The 16,658-nt window shown below is 47.2% G+C and carries 20 protein-coding genes and 1 pseudogene; 8 read left to right on the top strand and 13 right to left on the bottom strand.

What is annotated here, in order from left to right; all coding sequences use genetic code 11:
* The first annotated feature begins 126 nt into the window (after positions 1 to 126).
* Positions 127 to 381, top strand: a complete 255-nt coding sequence (locus K0H61_RS14265; protein ID WP_220050141.1) for a hypothetical protein — start codon at positions 127 to 129, stop codon at positions 379 to 381.
* Here the strand turns inward: K0H61_RS14265 and K0H61_RS14270 are convergent.
* Complete coding sequence (locus tag K0H61_RS14270) at positions 378 to 1,235, bottom strand: pirin family protein (protein WP_220050143.1); 858 nt, start codon at positions 1,233 to 1,235, stop codon at positions 378 to 380. The genes K0H61_RS14265 and K0H61_RS14270 overlap by 4 nt on opposite strands.
* A 284-nt stretch (positions 1,236 to 1,519) precedes the next feature.
* On the opposite strand from K0H61_RS14270, the gene K0H61_RS14275 reads away from it, so the two are divergent.
* Positions 1,520 to 1,672 (top strand): hypothetical protein, encoded by a 153-nt coding sequence (locus K0H61_RS14275; protein ID WP_220050145.1) that lies wholly within the window; start codon positions 1,520 to 1,522, stop codon positions 1,670 to 1,672.
* A 157-nt stretch (positions 1,673 to 1,829) separates the two neighbouring features.
* Here K0H61_RS14275 and K0H61_RS14280 read toward each other — a convergent pair whose 3' ends face one another.
* From K0H61_RS14280 to K0H61_RS14305, 6 genes are all read right to left on the bottom strand, one after another.
* Positions 1,830 to 2,366, bottom strand: a complete 537-nt coding sequence (locus tag K0H61_RS14280) for a hypothetical protein (RefSeq protein WP_220050146.1) — start codon at positions 2,364 to 2,366, stop codon at positions 1,830 to 1,832.
* A gap of 125 nt (positions 2,367 to 2,491) precedes the next feature.
* On the bottom strand, positions 2,492 to 2,854 hold the full coding sequence (locus K0H61_RS14285; RefSeq protein WP_220050148.1) for a hypothetical protein: 363 nt from the start codon (positions 2,852 to 2,854) through the stop codon (positions 2,492 to 2,494).
* An 85-nt stretch (positions 2,855 to 2,939) separates the two neighbouring features.
* Positions 2,940 to 3,395, bottom strand: coding sequence for a hypothetical protein (locus K0H61_RS14290; RefSeq protein ID WP_220050150.1), 456 nt, complete (start codon positions 3,393 to 3,395; stop codon positions 2,940 to 2,942).
* The gene (locus K0H61_RS14295) at positions 3,346 to 3,678 is read right to left on the bottom strand and encodes a hypothetical protein (protein ID WP_220050152.1); all 333 of its coding nucleotides are present in this window, start codon (positions 3,676 to 3,678) and stop codon (positions 3,346 to 3,348) included. Before K0H61_RS14295 ends, K0H61_RS14290 begins: the two co-directional genes overlap by 50 nt.
* A gap of 102 nt (positions 3,679 to 3,780) precedes the next feature.
* On the bottom strand, positions 3,781 to 4,128 hold the full coding sequence (locus K0H61_RS14300; RefSeq protein WP_220050154.1) for a hypothetical protein: 348 nt from the start codon (positions 4,126 to 4,128) through the stop codon (positions 3,781 to 3,783).
* Between the two features lie 80 nt (positions 4,129 to 4,208).
* Positions 4,209 to 4,979: a DUF2971 domain-containing protein gene (locus K0H61_RS14305; protein ID WP_220050156.1), complete on the bottom strand. Its 771-nt coding sequence runs from the start codon at positions 4,977 to 4,979 to the stop codon at positions 4,209 to 4,211.
* Positions 4,980 to 5,533: 554 nt separating this feature from the next.
* On the opposite strand from K0H61_RS14305, the pseudogene K0H61_RS14310 reads away from it, so the two are divergent.
* Positions 5,534 to 5,626 (top strand): annotated as a pseudogene (locus K0H61_RS14310) (tyrosine-type recombinase/integrase); the annotation flags it as partial.
* A 354-nt stretch (positions 5,627 to 5,980) separates the two neighbouring features.
* Here K0H61_RS14310 and K0H61_RS14315 read toward each other — a convergent pair.
* The gene (locus K0H61_RS14315; protein ID WP_220050157.1) at positions 5,981 to 6,181 is read right to left on the bottom strand and encodes a YheV family putative zinc ribbon protein; all 201 of its coding nucleotides are present in this window, start codon (positions 6,179 to 6,181) and stop codon (positions 5,981 to 5,983) included.
* 390 nt (positions 6,182 to 6,571) lie between these two features.
* On the opposite strand from K0H61_RS14315, the gene K0H61_RS14320 reads away from it, so the two are divergent.
* Both K0H61_RS14320 and K0H61_RS14325 read left to right on the top strand, forming a co-directional pair.
* Complete coding sequence (locus K0H61_RS14320; RefSeq protein ID WP_220050158.1) at positions 6,572 to 8,482, top strand: ABC transporter ATP-binding protein; 1,911 nt, start codon at positions 6,572 to 6,574, stop codon at positions 8,480 to 8,482.
* A gap of 57 nt (positions 8,483 to 8,539) precedes the next feature.
* Positions 8,540 to 9,025, top strand: a complete 486-nt coding sequence (locus tag K0H61_RS14325; RefSeq protein ID WP_220050159.1) for a DUF2390 domain-containing protein — start codon at positions 8,540 to 8,542, stop codon at positions 9,023 to 9,025.
* A gap of 16 nt (positions 9,026 to 9,041) precedes the next feature.
* On the opposite strand, the gene K0H61_RS14330 is transcribed toward K0H61_RS14325, so the two are convergent.
* The 3 genes from K0H61_RS14330 to K0H61_RS14340 all read right to left on the bottom strand — a co-directional run bounded on the left by K0H61_RS14330 (position 9,042) and on the right by K0H61_RS14340 (position 11,638).
* Positions 9,042 to 9,452 carry a GFA family protein gene (locus tag K0H61_RS14330; RefSeq protein WP_220050160.1) on the bottom strand — a complete coding sequence of 137 codons (411 nt, stop codon included), beginning with the start codon at positions 9,450 to 9,452 and terminating at the stop codon, positions 9,042 to 9,044.
* A 12-nt stretch (positions 9,453 to 9,464) separates the two neighbouring features.
* Positions 9,465 to 11,066 carry a GMC family oxidoreductase gene (locus K0H61_RS14335; RefSeq protein WP_220050161.1) on the bottom strand — a complete coding sequence of 534 codons (1,602 nt, stop codon included), beginning with the start codon at positions 11,064 to 11,066 and terminating at the stop codon, positions 9,465 to 9,467.
* 62 nt (positions 11,067 to 11,128) lie between these two features.
* Positions 11,129 to 11,638: a TAT leader-containing periplasmic protein gene (locus tag K0H61_RS14340; protein WP_220050162.1), complete on the bottom strand. Its 510-nt coding sequence runs from the start codon at positions 11,636 to 11,638 to the stop codon at positions 11,129 to 11,131.
* 108 nt (positions 11,639 to 11,746) lie between these two features.
* On the opposite strand from K0H61_RS14340, the gene K0H61_RS14345 reads away from it, so the two are divergent.
* From K0H61_RS14345 to K0H61_RS14355, 3 genes are all read left to right on the top strand, one after another.
* On the top strand, positions 11,747 to 12,724 hold the full coding sequence (locus K0H61_RS14345) for a hydrolase (protein WP_220050163.1): 978 nt from the start codon (positions 11,747 to 11,749) through the stop codon (positions 12,722 to 12,724).
* Positions 12,725 to 12,782: 58 nt separating this feature from the next.
* Positions 12,783 to 13,028, top strand: a complete 246-nt coding sequence (locus K0H61_RS14350; RefSeq protein WP_220050164.1) for a YheU family protein — start codon at positions 12,783 to 12,785, stop codon at positions 13,026 to 13,028.
* Between the two features lie 78 nt (positions 13,029 to 13,106).
* Positions 13,107 to 13,994: a phosphoribulokinase gene (locus K0H61_RS14355; RefSeq protein WP_220050165.1), complete on the top strand. Its 888-nt coding sequence runs from the start codon at positions 13,107 to 13,109 to the stop codon at positions 13,992 to 13,994.
* Positions 13,995 to 14,596: 602 nt separating this feature from the next.
* Here K0H61_RS14355 and K0H61_RS14360 read toward each other — a convergent pair.
* Positions 14,597 to 15,103: a GNAT family N-acetyltransferase gene (locus K0H61_RS14360; protein WP_220050167.1), complete on the bottom strand. Its 507-nt coding sequence runs from the start codon at positions 15,101 to 15,103 to the stop codon at positions 14,597 to 14,599.
* A 194-nt stretch (positions 15,104 to 15,297) separates the two neighbouring features.
* Positions 15,298 to 16,590 carry an aminopeptidase PepB gene (gene pepB / locus K0H61_RS14365; RefSeq protein WP_220050169.1) on the bottom strand — a complete coding sequence of 431 codons (1,293 nt, stop codon included), beginning with the start codon at positions 16,588 to 16,590 and terminating at the stop codon, positions 15,298 to 15,300.
* Positions 16,591 to 16,658 lie beyond the last annotated feature (68 nt).

The raw sequence follows: 16,658 nt of genomic DNA on the forward strand, positions 1-16,658 counted from the left end.
GTGGGTAACCCGCGCCATTGGTAGCTGCTCGTTGATTTAGCAGCGTTAATCGCTTTAGCAGGTCACTGAAAATGCATTGTTTTTACTAACAAAATTGAATCATTCTGAGGGAAAGTCTGCTAACGCATGCGTATCACTTACATATATCTTGTAAAAAGCCCATTCCCAAAGCTCGGCTATTGTAGCAATAAAGCGCACGCTTTTCCTGAAGTCTTTGAAGTGTCTTCTGCAGGCTTTGGTAAAACGTCTTCAACTGGTTTAATAAAACATACTGAAGGGGCACCTCCGCTTGCTTCCCAACCACAACAAAAAGCCCAGCGCAGGGCTGGGCTTAAACTTTCATGGGCCTTAGATTTAAAAGCGTTCTTTTTCTTGCTTTAAGCAATTTGCCCGAAGCGACCTTCTTGGTAGTCACGAATGGCTTGCTGAATTTCCGCTTGGGTGTTCATTACAAAGGGGCCCATCTGGACGATCTTTTCGCGGATGGGTTTGCCCACAAACAGTAACATCCCCGCTCCACGCTCATCGGCCTTAAAGTGCAATGGCGCTTGGCTATCGAGGACTAAAAACTCGCCTTCATTGAATGACCACTGTGAATTATCGCCTTTCTTCAGGCCGCCTTGGTAAAGATACAGCGCCGCAAACTCATGCTTGGATAAATCGAGCTGCGCTTCACCGTTAGGGTTAATCATCATATCGCTAATCGCCGCCTCACCCGACAAACCCTGAATGCTAGAGCTAATCGCCGCTTGGCCAGCAAATGCCCAATCCCCCGCTAAAGCTTTTAGGGTTGCGCCAGTGTCGTTAGTGGTTTCAACACTGGGGACTGATGCAGTGTCCTGATAGGTCGCTGGGCGCAGTTTGTCTTTAGCTGGCATGTTGACCCAAATTTGGAAGCCATGCAGGCCATCGAGCGCATCGGCCAGCGGCATTTCAGAATGCACCACGCCGTAACCCGTACTCATCCACTGCACATCACCGGCCCGAATCGCCTTGACATTGCCCATCTGGTCGCGGTGCTCAAAGCCCCCCTTACGGATATAGGTAAAAGTCTCCATCCCACGGTGCGGATGCGGCGGGAAGCCACCAATAAAATCCTGTTTATCATCGGATTTAATCTCATCCATCATCAAGAATGGGTCGAAATGGGTAGTGACAAAATCCGCCACACGACGAATATTCACCCCATCGCCATCCATCGCAGGTCTGGCAGAAAACTGACCTAATACTTTCATTACGCGCTCCTAGGCTTAACCGCCACAATTTGCTTGCTGGCATTGCTTGCTGACAAAACAGCCTAAACGCCATTTGCCTAATATGAAGGAAAGAATATCAAGGAAATTTACAAAAGAATAACGCGAAATCACGCTTGGATTATTCGAAAAAGTAGAATGGTTCACTCTTGGTAAATGTATACATTGAACAAGCAAAGTCCTTTAAGGACTAGCAGTTTAAAAGAGAAAATCCGTGAGATAGAGTTTTAATAAAAGCGAGCGAGCGGTTTACAAGTGCAGAGCTAGTGCAGCTAATTGCCATTGTCTCTCCAGTGACACGCCGTGAACTCATCCATGAGGGCTCGACGGCGACATCCATGTCGCCAACGGTCACAGGTGCTTCAATGGCAATTTACACATCCGCACAACCGTTTCGTCATCTTAAGGGACATTTTTGAGTTAAAGCATTAACTCTAACTAGTCAGTTTCGGATAAAAATTTCTATGGATTAACGCCTTGCTTACCGGCCCAACGGAGCAGAGCAAGCTTGTTGTAAAGCTTGCGCAGCAAACCACAAGCTTGCGGCGCGTAGTTGGGTCCGAGTACAGCAAATTGTTATAAGCTGAACTTGCCGCCATACTCACTAACCAGATTTCCTGCTTTAAACACTTGAACTATGTAAGAGTAATTTTCACGATCCAGCTCTATAAAGTAACCGAGCTCATAGCCACAAACATGTTCTGGATGTGTCTCTCCGTCGTAAGACCAGACGCCATCAAAACTAGATTTTGTTAAAGTCCTCAATCTAGCTCTATCGCTAGATTTCTCTTCTTCTGGCCGTTCTGACTTTTTCATTTCGATGGCAATGAGATTATCTTTTTCCATGATCTCACCTCGGCTATGCAAAATGAGATCACAAGTTATATTTACAACCTGCATTTGCTCATCAAGGATTGTTTTCACCTTGCCATTTTGCTTTCTGTTGTATTCAGGATCTGCATAGTACCCGGCGAAGCCATTTTCATTGGCTAATATTTGCAGATGCATAGCCAATCTAGCGCAAAGATTACGTTCACTTACACCACTTAAGATGTTTTGCGCTTCTGCCTCAAAAAATATTTTCAAAGCCTTGTCAAAAACTTGTGATGGCACGAACCCTCCCTGGCTTATAACGCCTTGCTCATTTGCGCAGCGGTTGTAGTGGATTTTTGTGCAACAATGAGCGAAGCGAATGCACAAAAAGGAACGTAGACCGCTGCGTCAAATGGAGCAATTTGTTATGCATGACGCCCGTTATACCAATAGGTATGTTTGCAAGGTACGCAGCCGAATGCTGTTTGATTCAAATCTGAATGATATCCTTCATTAACCAGGTGAACGGCCTTTCCTTCGCTTTCCCAACATTTCGGGCAGTAAGGTGTAGCATCTCCTTCGCTATAGTAGAAAGGCGCGTTGAAAGAAAGTGATTTATTTAATAGCACCTTCTTTTTTAGCTCGTCGACTTCTATTTGCAATGCGTGATTCGTTCGCGAAAGGTCAATAATTTCACCTTCTAACTCGACAATTTTACGATATAGCTCAATGTCGCCTAACTTTTTTACCAACTCTGCGACTTCTTTTGCATTTGAGATGATGCTCATACGTTTTCCTTAGGCATAACGCCGCCAGCAGCGGCCGAGTGTAACGAGGTCCAGCGACCGAAGGGAGCGATGTTGGCTGGCCTTGTTATATGGCAAACTCTTCATTAGGCTCCTCCAATTGCTCAACTTCATCTAGACCGCAAATTCCATTACCGCCAGTTAAATAACGCAGCCCCAAATAGACTTGGTCCCCAGCTTGTTCGGCCTGAATTACAACTGCAGGCGTTCTCTCTCCAGTATCTTCATCGATCTGAATAACACATGTTGGCAACATTGCATTCAGTGCAAAACTTCCTTCAGGGATGTAAAAAACAGCAACACCATTTTTCACATCGTCTTCGGTCGCAACTCTACCAGACAAGTGAGGCAAGCTTTCCCAATCACTTGGTTCGAACGATTCCCACATAATCACCTTGCCATATAACGCCGCCAGCAGGGGACGAAAAACCAGAGCGAAGCGGCGGTTTTTTTGTTCCCTCTGGCTGGCCTTGTTAGGCATTTGCATGGAGCTTACTACGCAAGCGCTGTTGATTAGTTTCATTAGCGTTTTCCCATGCCCCAAAAAGACCAAACCAATATAGCCTTTCGTTTAATGTTAAGCCGCCAATATTGTCTATGGCGGCATTTTTGAAATTATGAAAATCAGAGTGAAATTTGTTTGAAGCTTCCGTATCTTGGAACCAAACATTTCCATGCCACTTGCTAATTAGATACGCGAGCGCTTCCACATCTTTGTCATCTTGCTTCCATTCCCCGACCAAATGAGAAAGCCTTTCTCTTAATTCTGGCTCTTGCACGGAGTTGACTAGCTCATCTAAGTTCATAGTGATGCCTAACGGGCAAATAATAGTTGGCTAAAATAGTGAACGAAGTGAACAAAAGCCAACTGTTATTTGTCCCTGTTGAATTGCTTGTTATATGGCTGGTTAACCTTTCTTGGTTTTTATTAGCAAAACGAATTTATGAAACAGAATTGGTAAATAATACCACCATGCCGTACCGACAATTCCGGTGTAAATAGCTGGCACCCAAAAGTTATTAATATCCCTAAATATATTGTAATTACCATTTTCGTCAATAGAGCTTAAAAGCCAATTACCGTCGAAAATATAGCTGACAGGAAACATACCTAAAGAAATGGGAAAATCTAAAGGAATAAATAAAAGCCACGCATTAACTGCCACGGGATCTGATGACGTAGCAATTACGTAAGCCATAAATATGACAAAGCTTAAATGTAAAACTCCAAAGGTAATCGCAATCTTCTTAATCATGATGCCATATAACGCCCGTATTTGCGGCTGGTTTGGAGCGCAGCGGGAAACCAGTCCGACAACATGCGCTTGTTAGGCGATTACAAAGCCTTAAACTCTACTTTGAATGAGCCGTGGGCTTTTTCACCTTTAAAAAAGTTAATGTCAGTTAAACCTTTGCTACAACATATTTTACGTATTTCATCAATATCTTCTTGAGTAGTGTTGATTCCAAAATAGATTTCACGAATAGCCTTTTCACTAATTTTGTGTAGCCCTGATTTATTTTTATATATCCTTATTTCACTTTCATAGCTCCATTGAGACGATTTAATCTTTAGTGTATCAATGGTTGACTTTTCTGGATCATCTAAGTAATTAAGCTCTTCATAACTATCTTTGTAATCGACTCTTATCGGTGTCACAAAGAAATCTAAGTCGGCTTCCATATCTAAGCCGAAAACAGCCCCTTGGTGATATTGAGAATAATGTGACCACATTAAGATGTCATCAAATCTTTCTGAGAGAGATAGAACACCTTTAGTATAAATAGTCTTCTCCTTTGTAGTTTTTACAAGTTCAGCTAATTTTTCTGGATTTCTTTGTAGCCACTCTATTGTTTGCTCTATTGTCTCTTCAGGGATCATCAGCCTCTTAAAGTGCTTTCGTGCGTCACCCAAAGTCGGAGCCGGATTCTCTGAAAGACCACAATCAAATGGGTCATTAAATGTGTCTGGAGTAGCAAACCAAAATGAGAAATTATCTAATATTTGTTTTGCTTGATCTATTGTCCTGTACTTATATAGCAGCTTAGGAAAATTCCCGTTATCGATGCCTCTTTGTATCAGTTCTTTTTTATGCTCTTGATTCATGACGTACTTCTCTTTTCGCCTAACGTCTTAGTATTGATGCCCTGTGCTGTTTGCTGGGCATCAATCGATTGTTGGACTTGGCCGCTGCCACATCCGTACTATTTGGTATTAATCATGCTATAGGAATTTGCTTTTTTACGGTAGGGGGTTCTTTAACCAATTGAGGACTAATTGCTTGAATTATTTTGTGCTTTAACCTCCTCAGCAACGGTTTTGGCCGTGTTTAGTGCTGCCGATTACGCGTGTTGGCCCGTAAGTTCAAGTGACAAACATGACTCTTCCCCTGCATAGGCATCACGCCATCCACTCTCATCCCCTCACACGTTAACTACCGCTTACGTTATCCTCGAGTTCAAGGCAACCCTGCGGCGCGAGGCAACTCAAACTGAGCTGTATTTATCAGTAATCCAGCAGGCTTTATTACCCCCTGAAATTGCAGATGACCGTGCTGACATTTTGGGCAGAGCCACGTATAGAGCTCCTTCACCGCTGGACTCGCTATGGCTGGCTGAGATTGATGCAAGTGTGGCTTAATGAGCGCGAGTTTTTTACGCCTTGGGCATAATGATGTGAGTACCACACAAATCTATACCCATGTACTTGGCCAACATTTCGCAGGGACAACTAGTCCGTTAGACACACTATAAAGTCAGAGTCCTTTAGTTATTCCGTAGCATTACTAAAATTTGGTCAACTTACAGCTTGTAGAGTTAATTGCTAGCAGCCCCGATAATGCGCAATGGGGCAAAAAAGCTTTTAGTCAGATGAACAATTCGATGGTCGTAAAGATTGGCATTGTTGCAACTGTTACTGTTGGCGGCATGGCCGCTCTTTCACATCCATGTGATCGCGCCATTAGTACATCTATGTACAACAGATGTCGCCGTCGAGCCTTCAAGGATGTGTTTATGGCGTGTCACAGGGGAAACAATGATAATCCTGTGCCGCGAGTTGAAGGAACTTTTTAAATTCTGTTTTTAACAGTTAAGACGAACCCAAACCTAGTCTGGTTTAAACACCCCAATCACGGCGCCAGTCGCTTTTTCAGCGACTTTAACGTCGGTTTGCTGTTCGCGGTAATCGCAGTCGGTACATTCTACGGTTTCGATACCGTTTTCTTTAAACAGCAGAATGCTGTCTTTGGCGCCACATTTAGGGCATTTAGCGCCAGCTACGAAGCGCTTTTTGATTTTGGTTGTCATGCTAATACCTTTACGCACAGACCAGTACAGTTGAATCAGAAGATGACTACGCTTAGCTTGATAAACCGAAAGCGTGAGCCCGAAATTGGCGGCTATTTTGCCACAGTGCCCAGCTATTGCCAGCCTTTAAACCAAGTTGTGATGCCATAAAAGGTGAGCAGGTGTTAGCATCTTGCGGGATTCACTCAAGAAGGATTTGCCAAATCGGCCGTACACTCGCTTTACCACTCATCATAAGAGCGCCATAAAAGCCGCCACAACACTCGCCAAAAAGAAGAGGTAAAAAGTGTAAGAAATACTCAGCAACACGGCCTAAATTGTGGTTTGCCATTAGCTTGTACGCTATCATCACAGCCCTTAACCATTCACGATATGACCAAGTTGTAGTTAATGATCAGCATCAACCAAGCACAATTAATCCGTGGCAGCAAAACCCTGCTCGATGAAGCCTCTCTGACCATCTATCCCGGCCATAAGGTCGGCCTAGTCGGTGCCAACGGCACGGGTAAATCCTCATTGCTGGCATTAATTATGGGTCACCTGAGCTTAGATAAAGGCGAGTTTGGCATGCCGTCGGGCTGGCTGATTGCCAGCGTTGCCCAAGAAACCCCAGCGCTTGAAGTGTCTGCCCTTGAGTATGTGCTTGATGGTGATAAAGAATATCGCCAACTTGAGGCTGATTTGCATATCGCTCAGGAACACAACGATGGCCATGCGATTGCGACTTTGCACGGTAAAATCGACGCCATTGGCGGCTACGCCATTCGCGCCCGCGCGGGTGCCCTGCTGGCGGGTTTAGGCTTTAGTGAAGCCGAGCAAAACAACCCTGTGAAAAGCTTTTCGGGTGGTTGGCGGATGCGCCTTAACCTTGCCCAAGCGCTACTGTGCCGCTCCGACTTACTGCTGCTCGACGAACCCACCAACCACTTAGACTTAGATACCATGTACTGGCTCGAAGGTTGGATTAAGTCCTATCAAGGCACGCTGATTTTAATCAGCCACGACAGGGATTTTATCGACGAAATTGTCGATGAGATTGTTCACGTCGAAAATCAAAAACTCAATTATTACAAAGGCAACTACAGCGCCTTCGAGCGCATCCGCGCCGAGCGAATGGCGCAGCAACAGGTCGCCTTTGAGCGCCAACAAAAAGAACGGGCGCACATGCAGTCCTTCGTTGACCGCTTCCGCTACAAGGCTAGTAAAGCTAAGCAGGCGCAGAGCCGCCTAAAGGCGCTAGAGCGGATGACAGAGCTACTGCCATCGCAAGCCGATAGCCCGTTTTATATGGAGTTTCGCCCGCCCGAAGCCCTGCCCAATCCATTAATTAAAATGGAGCAAGTCGCCGTGGGTTATGGCGACAAGCAAATCCTGAGTAAAGTGCATTTGAACTTAGTGCCCGGCGCCCGTATCGGTCTTTTGGGTCGCAACGGCGCGGGTAAATCGACGCTGATCAAACTGTTATCGGGTCAATTATCGCCGATGACAGGCCTGTACGAGCCAAATCCAGGGCTCAATATCGGATACTTTGCCCAGCATCAAATCGAATTTTTACGTTTAGACGACTCACCGCTGCAGCATTTAGTGCGCCTTGCGCCAAACGCCCGCGAACAGGAACTGCGTAACTTCCTCGGCGGTTTTGGCTTTAACGGCGATATGGCGCTCAGCCCCGTTAGCCCCTTCTCGGGCGGCGAGAAAGCCCGTTTAGTGCTGGCACTATTAGTGTGGCAACGCCCTAACCTGCTGCTGCTCGACGAGCCCACCAACCACTTAGACCTAGAGATGCGCCATGCCCTAACTATGGCACTTCAAACCTTTGAAGGCGCAATGGTTATCGTCTCGCACGACCGCCACTTACTGCGGTTGACCTGTAGTGATTACTATCTGGTAGATCAGGGTGAAGTGCGCTCATTCGACGGCGATTTAGAGGATTACCACCAATGGTTGCTCGATGCTGCTAAAGCGAGCGCAAACCAAGCTAGCTGTGGCGAAGAATCCAAACCTGCTGTCGATAAGAAACTGCAAAAACGATTAGAGGCCGAGCTGCGCCAAAAGGTATCGCCGCTAAAACGCAAACAGGCCAAGTTAGAAACCGAGCAGCAAAAGCTGAACGACCGTCTCGCCGAACTAGAAACCATGCTCGCCGATGGCGATATTTACGAGCAGGACAACAAGGCCAAACTAACAGCCGTACTGACCGAACGAACGGGCCTTACCCAAACGCTGGAAGACAGCGAAATGCAATGGCTCGAACTGCAAGAAGAAATCGATGCCATTGAACTTGAGCTGATGAGCCAGTAATTTAGGCTTAAGTGTAAGGCATTCTATTTCTGACACTAGTATTCAAGGGATTGAAAAGTGGAAAATAAACCGTTGGACAACCAAGTATGGCAATGGGGAGATGCTTGCTACGCGAAGAATCAAGCCCTGTGCCTAATGCTACAGGACAGCTATGCGGTGAATGTGAATCTGCTGCTACTGGCTTTGTATTTGGATAATACAAGGACAGGTGTAAGCGCCGATACTTCGAGTAAACAGACCTCAAGCAATCTTTTTTCTAGTAAGCAGTGGCAGATCTTAATCACAGGCGTGATGGAGTGGGACGATAAATTAATCGTCCCCTATCGCCGCCTGCGACGTCTTGCTAAGGATCGCCTAAGCCAAACGGAATACGAGCAGATGCTTGCTGTTGAGCTGATGTTGGAACGTAAGGCGCAGCGCACGATTCTAAATGCCGTCAATGGGTTATCGCCAACCGGCCAACAAACCAATCTGGTAAGTTACCTCACCCTATTTGGCCTATCCGCAGCGGATGTTAACGCGCTGGATTTTATCGCGCCTTAATAGACCGAACGTTAGCTTACTTAGTACGCGCCTGAGGATAGCGTAGGCAGTTATCCTCAATCTTGAGCCAACTTGGCTGCTGCTCGGTATAAATATGGTAATTAGGCTGCACTAAATTCGGATCGTCTAAGCTTGCGATCGTCAGGGTGAGATAGTCGGGATACTCAGTGTGCCTGTAGGACAATGAGCAGCCGCAGTGGGCGCAAAAGCCACGTCTCACACACTCAGATGAAGCAAACTCAGTCACTTGCCCCTTAACCCAAGTCACCTGTTGCAGCTTAAAATCCATCCAAGCACCAAATACGGCCCCAATGCTTTTTTGGCACATGCGGCAATGGCAATAATCGGCGTCGAAGGGCTTGCCCTCAATCCGATAACGTATCGCCCCACATAAACAGCCGCCCTCCAAGGATGTTACCGATCCCATAAAGACCCCACACTATTGCGGCTCGCGGCCATCGGTGAGCTTTTGTGCTAACGCCGTGGCATTACGCGCAGTAATACCATAGATAGACAGCTGCGGGTTAGCGCCAAGGCTGGTTGGGAAGATAGAACCATCCATTACTGAGAGGTTTTCGAGGTAATGGGACTGGCCATAACTATCTACCATTGAGAGCTTTTCATCCTCACCAAATGGACAGCCGCCCATCACATGGGCCGAAGCCACCACAGTCTTAAGCGGTGCCAACGTCATCTGCTCAATCCCCTCTTTCGCATCCTTCCAAGAGGTGAAATACGGCATACCATCACTCACTGGCATCACCTTCATCGCACCAGCAGCGAACTGCAGTTCAGCCATGCTGGCAAAGGAGCGGCGCGCTGCGCGCCAGAAGGTCTCAGTTAACGGATAATCGAGCTCAAAGCCCTTGTCAGTTAAACGCACTTGACCGCCTTGACTATCGGGATGGTAGCCGTCTCGGACGAGGGCAATCGTTAGTTGAAACTGATTAAAGTTAGCCATGGCTTCAGCGTGCTCTTTACCGTGACCGAGCAACTTAGACGCCATTAACACAGGATGGATCGGCGGCACTTCGAGCTTATAACCCAGTTCTCCCGCTACGCCGTTTTTCCAGACAAATTCGTCGGAATAAATCGACTGAGGCGCACCACTGTGACCATTAATGGCGTCACTAAAGATGGCGCCAGAGAGCAGAACAGGATGTAAAAAGGTGCGCTTACCTAAGAGTTTATGTGGGTCTGGCACATCGGATCGCATCATCAGCACAGGCGTGTGAATGGCACCACCGCTCATAATATAGTGCTTGGCCTTAAACATCAGCTCAACGGACGTCGGTTTGGAGTTGCTATCGAGAGCCTGCGCCTTAAGGGCGAGTACCTTGCCGTTATGGTGCTCAATCTTAACCACTTTAACACGGCTAAAGAGTTGGGCTCCTTTATCGAGCGCCGAAGGAATGGTCGTCACTAACATCGACTGTTTGGCATTGACCGGACAGCCCATGCCGCAATAACCTGTGTTCCAACAGCCCGCCACGTTTCGTTTAATGACAGTGTAATCCCAACCAAGATTAATACAGCCCTGCTTTAGCGCGGCATTATTACGATTAGGTTCGAATTTCCATTCATGGATATTAAGACGCTGCTCCATCTGCTCAAACCATGGGTCGAGTGTTTCGCGGCTAAGGCCCTTAACGGATTTTTGTTGCTCCCAAAAGGCTAAGGCTTCAGTTGGGGTGCGGATGGAGGTTGTCCAGTTGATTGTGGTCGAGCCACCCACAGAGCGACCTTGAAAAATACCAATCGCCTTGTCTGAGGTTTTCATTGCCGCAGCCTGCTGGTAAAGATTGGGATAGGCGACGCGCTCCTCCATATTAAAATCGGTGGATGAGCGCAGTTGTCCCGCCTCTATCATGATCACGCTAAGCCCTGCTTGGCTTAAAATTTCTGCCGCGACTCCCCCGCCAGCGCCAGTACCAACGATCACTACATCGGCTTCAAATTGTTGATTTTCTTTTAACTGGCTACCATCGGTGTGTAGCCACCCCGAGTTAAGTCCATTGATAATGGGATCTACTATTGCCAATTTAAGTACTCCAGATTTATGTTCTTATTATTATCGAATTGCTAGGGCGCATCTTGAGCTAACTATTTAAATAACACAGGTTTTGCGTAATGAATTCGGCTCCAATGCTCAGGGCAAGCATAAAAGCTTGCCATGACTAACTCCCTTAACCCTAAGTAGGCAGTCTGCATCAGTGAAAAATAGCTGTAGCGCCAATTTTCTAACATTTGGGTTAATTCGCTTGGGCTGCGCATTAATAACGGCGTCATGCTTGAGGTCAGCACTAACAGTCCCAAACGGTTCTCCAGCATATCGAGTAATTGAAATAACTCGTCTTGCTGGGACTCGGATAAGGCGGCAATGGATTGGTTGATGGCATCTAAGGTACGATTTTGCGCCGCTAACTTATGGCTGGCTACCTCGGGTAGCGCTCCATCGAGTAATACGGGCAATAACACACTAAATAGCAGACGGTAATCTTTACCTTCTGTTTGCTCATCGGTAGAACTAAACTCTGGAGAATAGAGATTAACCCCTAAAGCAATTGCCGCCGTAGTGGCAAAGGTGCCTAACAAAAAGGTTCTTCTATTCATCTATTTCTCCTAAGTCTCATGCTGTTAAACAATTGTGCTACAATACCAGCGATCAGATATCAAACAAACGTTTTAATTTCGAACTTTGTAAAAATAAGATAATAATTGATGCCAAACGCCTTTGTACCGCCTTGGTGGGCCAAGAGTCCCCATGTTCAGACCATCCTTCCCGTGTTTACTAAAGTGGCAAAACCGACACTCACAAGACAGCGTGTTGAGCTGCCCGATGGCGACTTTATCGACTTAGATTGGCAGGACACTCCAAAGGCGGGCGAGCCGATTGTGGTGATTATTCATGGCCTTGAGGGCAGCGCCCAATCCCACTACGCCAGACGGATTTTACAGGCCTGTAAGGCGCAGCAACTTGCCGCAGTGGTGCATCACCACCGCAGTTGTTCGGGTGAAGCCAACCGCTTAGCCCGCAGTTACCACAGTGGCGACACCGACGATCTGCAATTTAGCTTGAGCCTGTTGCAACAAGCTTATCCCTACTCGCCGCTGCTCGCCGTGGGCTACAGCCTTGGTGGTAATGTGCTAACAAAGTATCAGGGCGAATATCAGGATGATAGCCTGCTGAATCGAGCTGTGGTGGTGTCGGCGCCGCTGCAACTCTCAGCCTGTGCCAAACGCTTGGAAAATGGCTTTTCTAAGGTGTACCAAAGCCATTTGATTAAACAGCTGCAACAAAAAATTCGCCATAAATTGTCTGATCCACACTTGGCGCAATCGATGCCGCTGAGTCCGCAGCAGGTCGATTCACTCAATACCTTCTATGATTTCGATGATAAGGTGACCGCGCCACTGCACGGCTTTTTAGGCGTTGATGATTATTACACTCGCGCCAGCGGTCTGCCCTATGTGAGCCTGATTACAAAACCCACACTTATTCTGCACGCCAAGGACGACCCCTTTATGACAGATGCAGTGATCCCACACCCGAGTCAGATTTCGGCGCAGGTGGAATATGAACTGCACCACCACGGCGGCCATGTCGGCTTTATTGATGGCGGCACGCCGTGGAAACCGCGTTACTATCTAGAGCGCCGCATTCTGGCATTTTTGCTCGCGCCCTCTGAACTAAGCTAATTAAGCACTTACCTAACAATCGCTTGGTTATTAGCGTTGACCCATTTAAGGACAAACCATGTTAATCCCCTACGAAGCGCTACTGCAGCTACCACAGGAAACCTTAGTCAATTTGATTCGGGAATATCTGCTTGGGCAAATCGAAGATGGCAGTTTTTCCAGCCTAGATGATCAGGCATTCACAACTGCCATTGCCCAATGCCAACAGGCACTGAAACAGGGCAAGTTAGTGCTTGAATACAGCGAAGATGATGAATCTTTTGCTATTCGTCACTTTGATGAAGTGGCAAAACGGCAGGATTGACCGCCCCCGTCACAGTGCCGTATAAATAAGCGTATACAGATAACAAACAAGCCGCACTTTGGTTCCTAGGTAGAAAAAATGTCAGCAAAACATCCCATTATCGCAGTCACCGGTTCATCCGGTGCGGGAACCACCACCACGACCACGGCCTTTAGTCATATCTTCCGTCAGCTCAGCATTAATGCCGCCTTTGTCGAAGGCGACAGCTTCCACCACTATACCCGTGCCGAGATGGAAGTGATGATCCGTAAATCCCAAGCTGAGAATCGTAATATTAGCTACTTTGGCCCCGAGGCAAATAACTTTGCCCGCCTAGAGCAATGTTTCCGCGACTACGGCACTACGGGTCAAGGCGAAACCCGCAGTTATTTACATACCTTTGATGAAGCTGTGCCTTTTAACCAAATGCCAGGCACTTTCACCCAATGGCGACCACTCCCCGAAAACACCGACATGCTCTATTACGAAGGCTTACACGGCGGTGTCGTCACAGACGATGCCAACGTTGCCCAGCATGTGGACTTGCTGATTGGCATGGTGCCAATTGTAAACTTGGAGTGGATCCAAAAGATTATCCGTGACACTTCGGAGCGCGGCCATAGCCGTGAGAAGGTGATGGGGTCAATTGTGCGTAGTATGGATGACTATATTAAACACATGACGCCGCAGTTCTCCCGTACACATATTAACTTTCAGCGGGTGCCAACTGTCGATACCTCTAACCCATTTAGTGCTAAAGATATCCCAAGCCTAGATGAGAGCTTTGTGGTGATACGTTTTCGCGGTATCAACAATGTCGACTTCCCCTATTACCTAAGCATGATCCAGGGCTCCTTTATGTCTAGGATCAACACGTTGGTAGTGCCGGGTGGTAAAATGTCGCTGGCGATGGAGCTTATACTCACGCCGCTAATTAAAGATCTGATGGAAAAACGTAAACAATTAAATAGCCCACAGGCGAATTAACTCACCAGCCATTCCAGCGGTCTAAAAAGTCCGCAAGCACTTCAACGAAATCATTTTTAATTATTGATTAAGTTTGGTTTAAGTCGATTTCAGTAAGATTATTGGCATCGGGATTTCAGGCGAAAGAACGATAGTTGGCATACTCTCGGGAGTTAATTCCCCCATCTTGATCTGTTGATTTCCTTGAGTATGCCAGCACCCAATTCTTCAACGAATCTATAAATGTTAATTCCCTCGTCTATGTTGATCTGTTGATTTCCTTGAGTATGCCAGCACCCAATTCTTCAACGAATCTATAAATGTTAATTCCCTCGTCTATGTTGATCTGTTGATTTCCTTGGGTATGCCAGCACCCAATTCTTCAACGAATCTATAAAGGTTAATTCCCTCGTCTATGTTGATCTGCTGATTTCCTTGAGTAGGCCAGCACCCAATTCTTCAACGAATCTATAAATGTTATTTCCCACATCTATGTTGATCTGCTGATTTCCTTGTGTATGCCAGCCCCCAATTCTTCAACGAATCTATAAAGGTTATTTCCCACATCTATGTTGATCTGCTAATACCCTTAGGTAGCCAGCATCCGTATTCCGTATAAAACCTTAAGCAAGATTTTTATACATCACCTTGCATTCGAGCCTAATGCCCCGAGGCGAGCAGTATATAGCGTCTTCTTCCAGTCCCTCTCCGCCAAAACCGCAATGTCGGTAAAAGTCCACCGCATTTAGGGTCGACTGCAATCGCAATTGAGCAAGACCAAGATTAAAGGCTTTGACTTCAATAAAGTGCAGCAATCGTTTGCCCACACCTTGCCCCATCACCTCTGGAGAGACAAAGAGCGCCTCAAGTTGGGCATAGGGTTCATCCAACATAATGGTCCCGACCACTCGAGAAAGGTTACCGCCATTATGGGGGGGAATATCTAATAATTCCGCCACATAGAAATGTGCAGCCACAATGTGGCAAAAGGATTGGGTCAACTCACCCTCGGTCCAGATAGCCAACTCCTTGGCATCGTAAAATCCCGTACAGCCATATTTTATCGCTGCATTGCGGATATCCCAGCACGCCTTAGCATCATCCTGTGTGGCCTTACGGATTTTTATCATTGCATTCCCTATCGGCTGACTCAACAAATGATGAATGTATCTCTAGCCTAAGATGGCATGGGGAAGTGCTTTCGCCAAGTGCTAAGGCTATGCGATAACCACATGAATGCTTGGGGTCAATGCCAATAAAGCATAAAAAAACCGCCCGAGGGCGGTTTTTACTGAGGGATTGACAAGCCAATCTGCCAACCAACTTAGCCTTTAATCAGCTCACTAATAGTCAATACGCCGTGAGTCGTTGCGCCCGCGCCCCACAGGGCTGAAGCCGAATCTTCAAAAGCTGCCGCTAAATCCACGTGTAACCAGTTAGCTTCTGGTGAGACGAAGCGTGACAGGAAGCCAGCGGCATTTGAGGCGCCGCCCGCACCACCACCTTTAACTGCACGGCTGTTAGCCGTATCAGCGTAAGCAGATGGACACATGTCTTTGTGCCAAGGGTCTAATGGCAGTGGCCATACACGCTCGGCAACGCTCGCCGCTTTTTGCTGCGCCAGTTGCAATACCTCAACCTGTGGCGAGAAAATCGCGTTGTAGTTCGAGCCAACAGCGGTGACCGCTGCGCCAGTTAAAGTCGCCGCATCAATAATAAAGGGAGCACCAGTGGCAGAAGCCGCCTGCAGACCATCGGCCAGCACTAAACGACCTTCAGCATCTGTGTTAACCACTTCGACTGTAACGCCGTTTTTGTAGGTCAGGATATCGCCTAGCTTATAAGCGCGGCCGCTGATTAAGTTTTCAGCGCAGCACAGGAATAACTTAACCCGTTTATTCAGACCCGATTTAATCGCTAGGCCTAAGGCCGCTGTCACAGTGGCGGCGCCGCCCATATCGCATTTCATGCCCAGCATACCTTCAGAAGCTTTAATGCTGTAACCGCCAGAGTCGAAGGTAATTCCCTTACCCACAAGGGCGACTGAGACAGGGGCATCGCTTGAAAGTGGGTTGAAGTCCAGTTCTAGCATTGCTGGCGGACGCTCACTGCCACGGCCAACGGCATGGATACCAATCCATTGCTCTGCTAACAGGGCTTCGCCCTCAAGAATACGATAACTCACCTTATCGCCACCCACATCGGCCAACCAGTTAGCCGCTTGCTGTGCAAGCTTTACTGGCGATAGATTTTCTGGCGTATCGTTAATCAGTTGACGTGCAAAGGTCGCTGCCGATAAACGGCGCTCAAGTTCCGCTTGAGTCGCTTCATCACCAGTCCACGCAATGCTGTAGCCTAATTTGGCCGTGGCAAACCCTTGGGCGAATACCCATTGACGGTTTAAATCCCAAAATTCGCCAGCAAGCGCCACATGGTTTAAGCCTTGACTACGGAGTTTGCGGGCCGCCATTTGAATTTGGCGCAGGTCATCATTGGTGCTTAAGTGCACTAATGCACCCTCAGCGTTGAAGGTTACATCGGCTTTGCCCCAATGGGCAGCAGGGGCTTCTTTGGTTAATCCAACTCTCATTACTTCAGTCACGTTAAGTTCACTCATGAGGGGTCCTTTGTGTTCTATTTGTGATATTTCACAAACTCTTTTCGGCAGTTTACTCACACAGGCCA

It is taken from the genome of Shewanella acanthi (genome assembly GCF_019457475.1).
Lineage (GTDB): Bacteria > Pseudomonadota > Gammaproteobacteria > Enterobacterales > Shewanellaceae > Shewanella > Shewanella acanthi.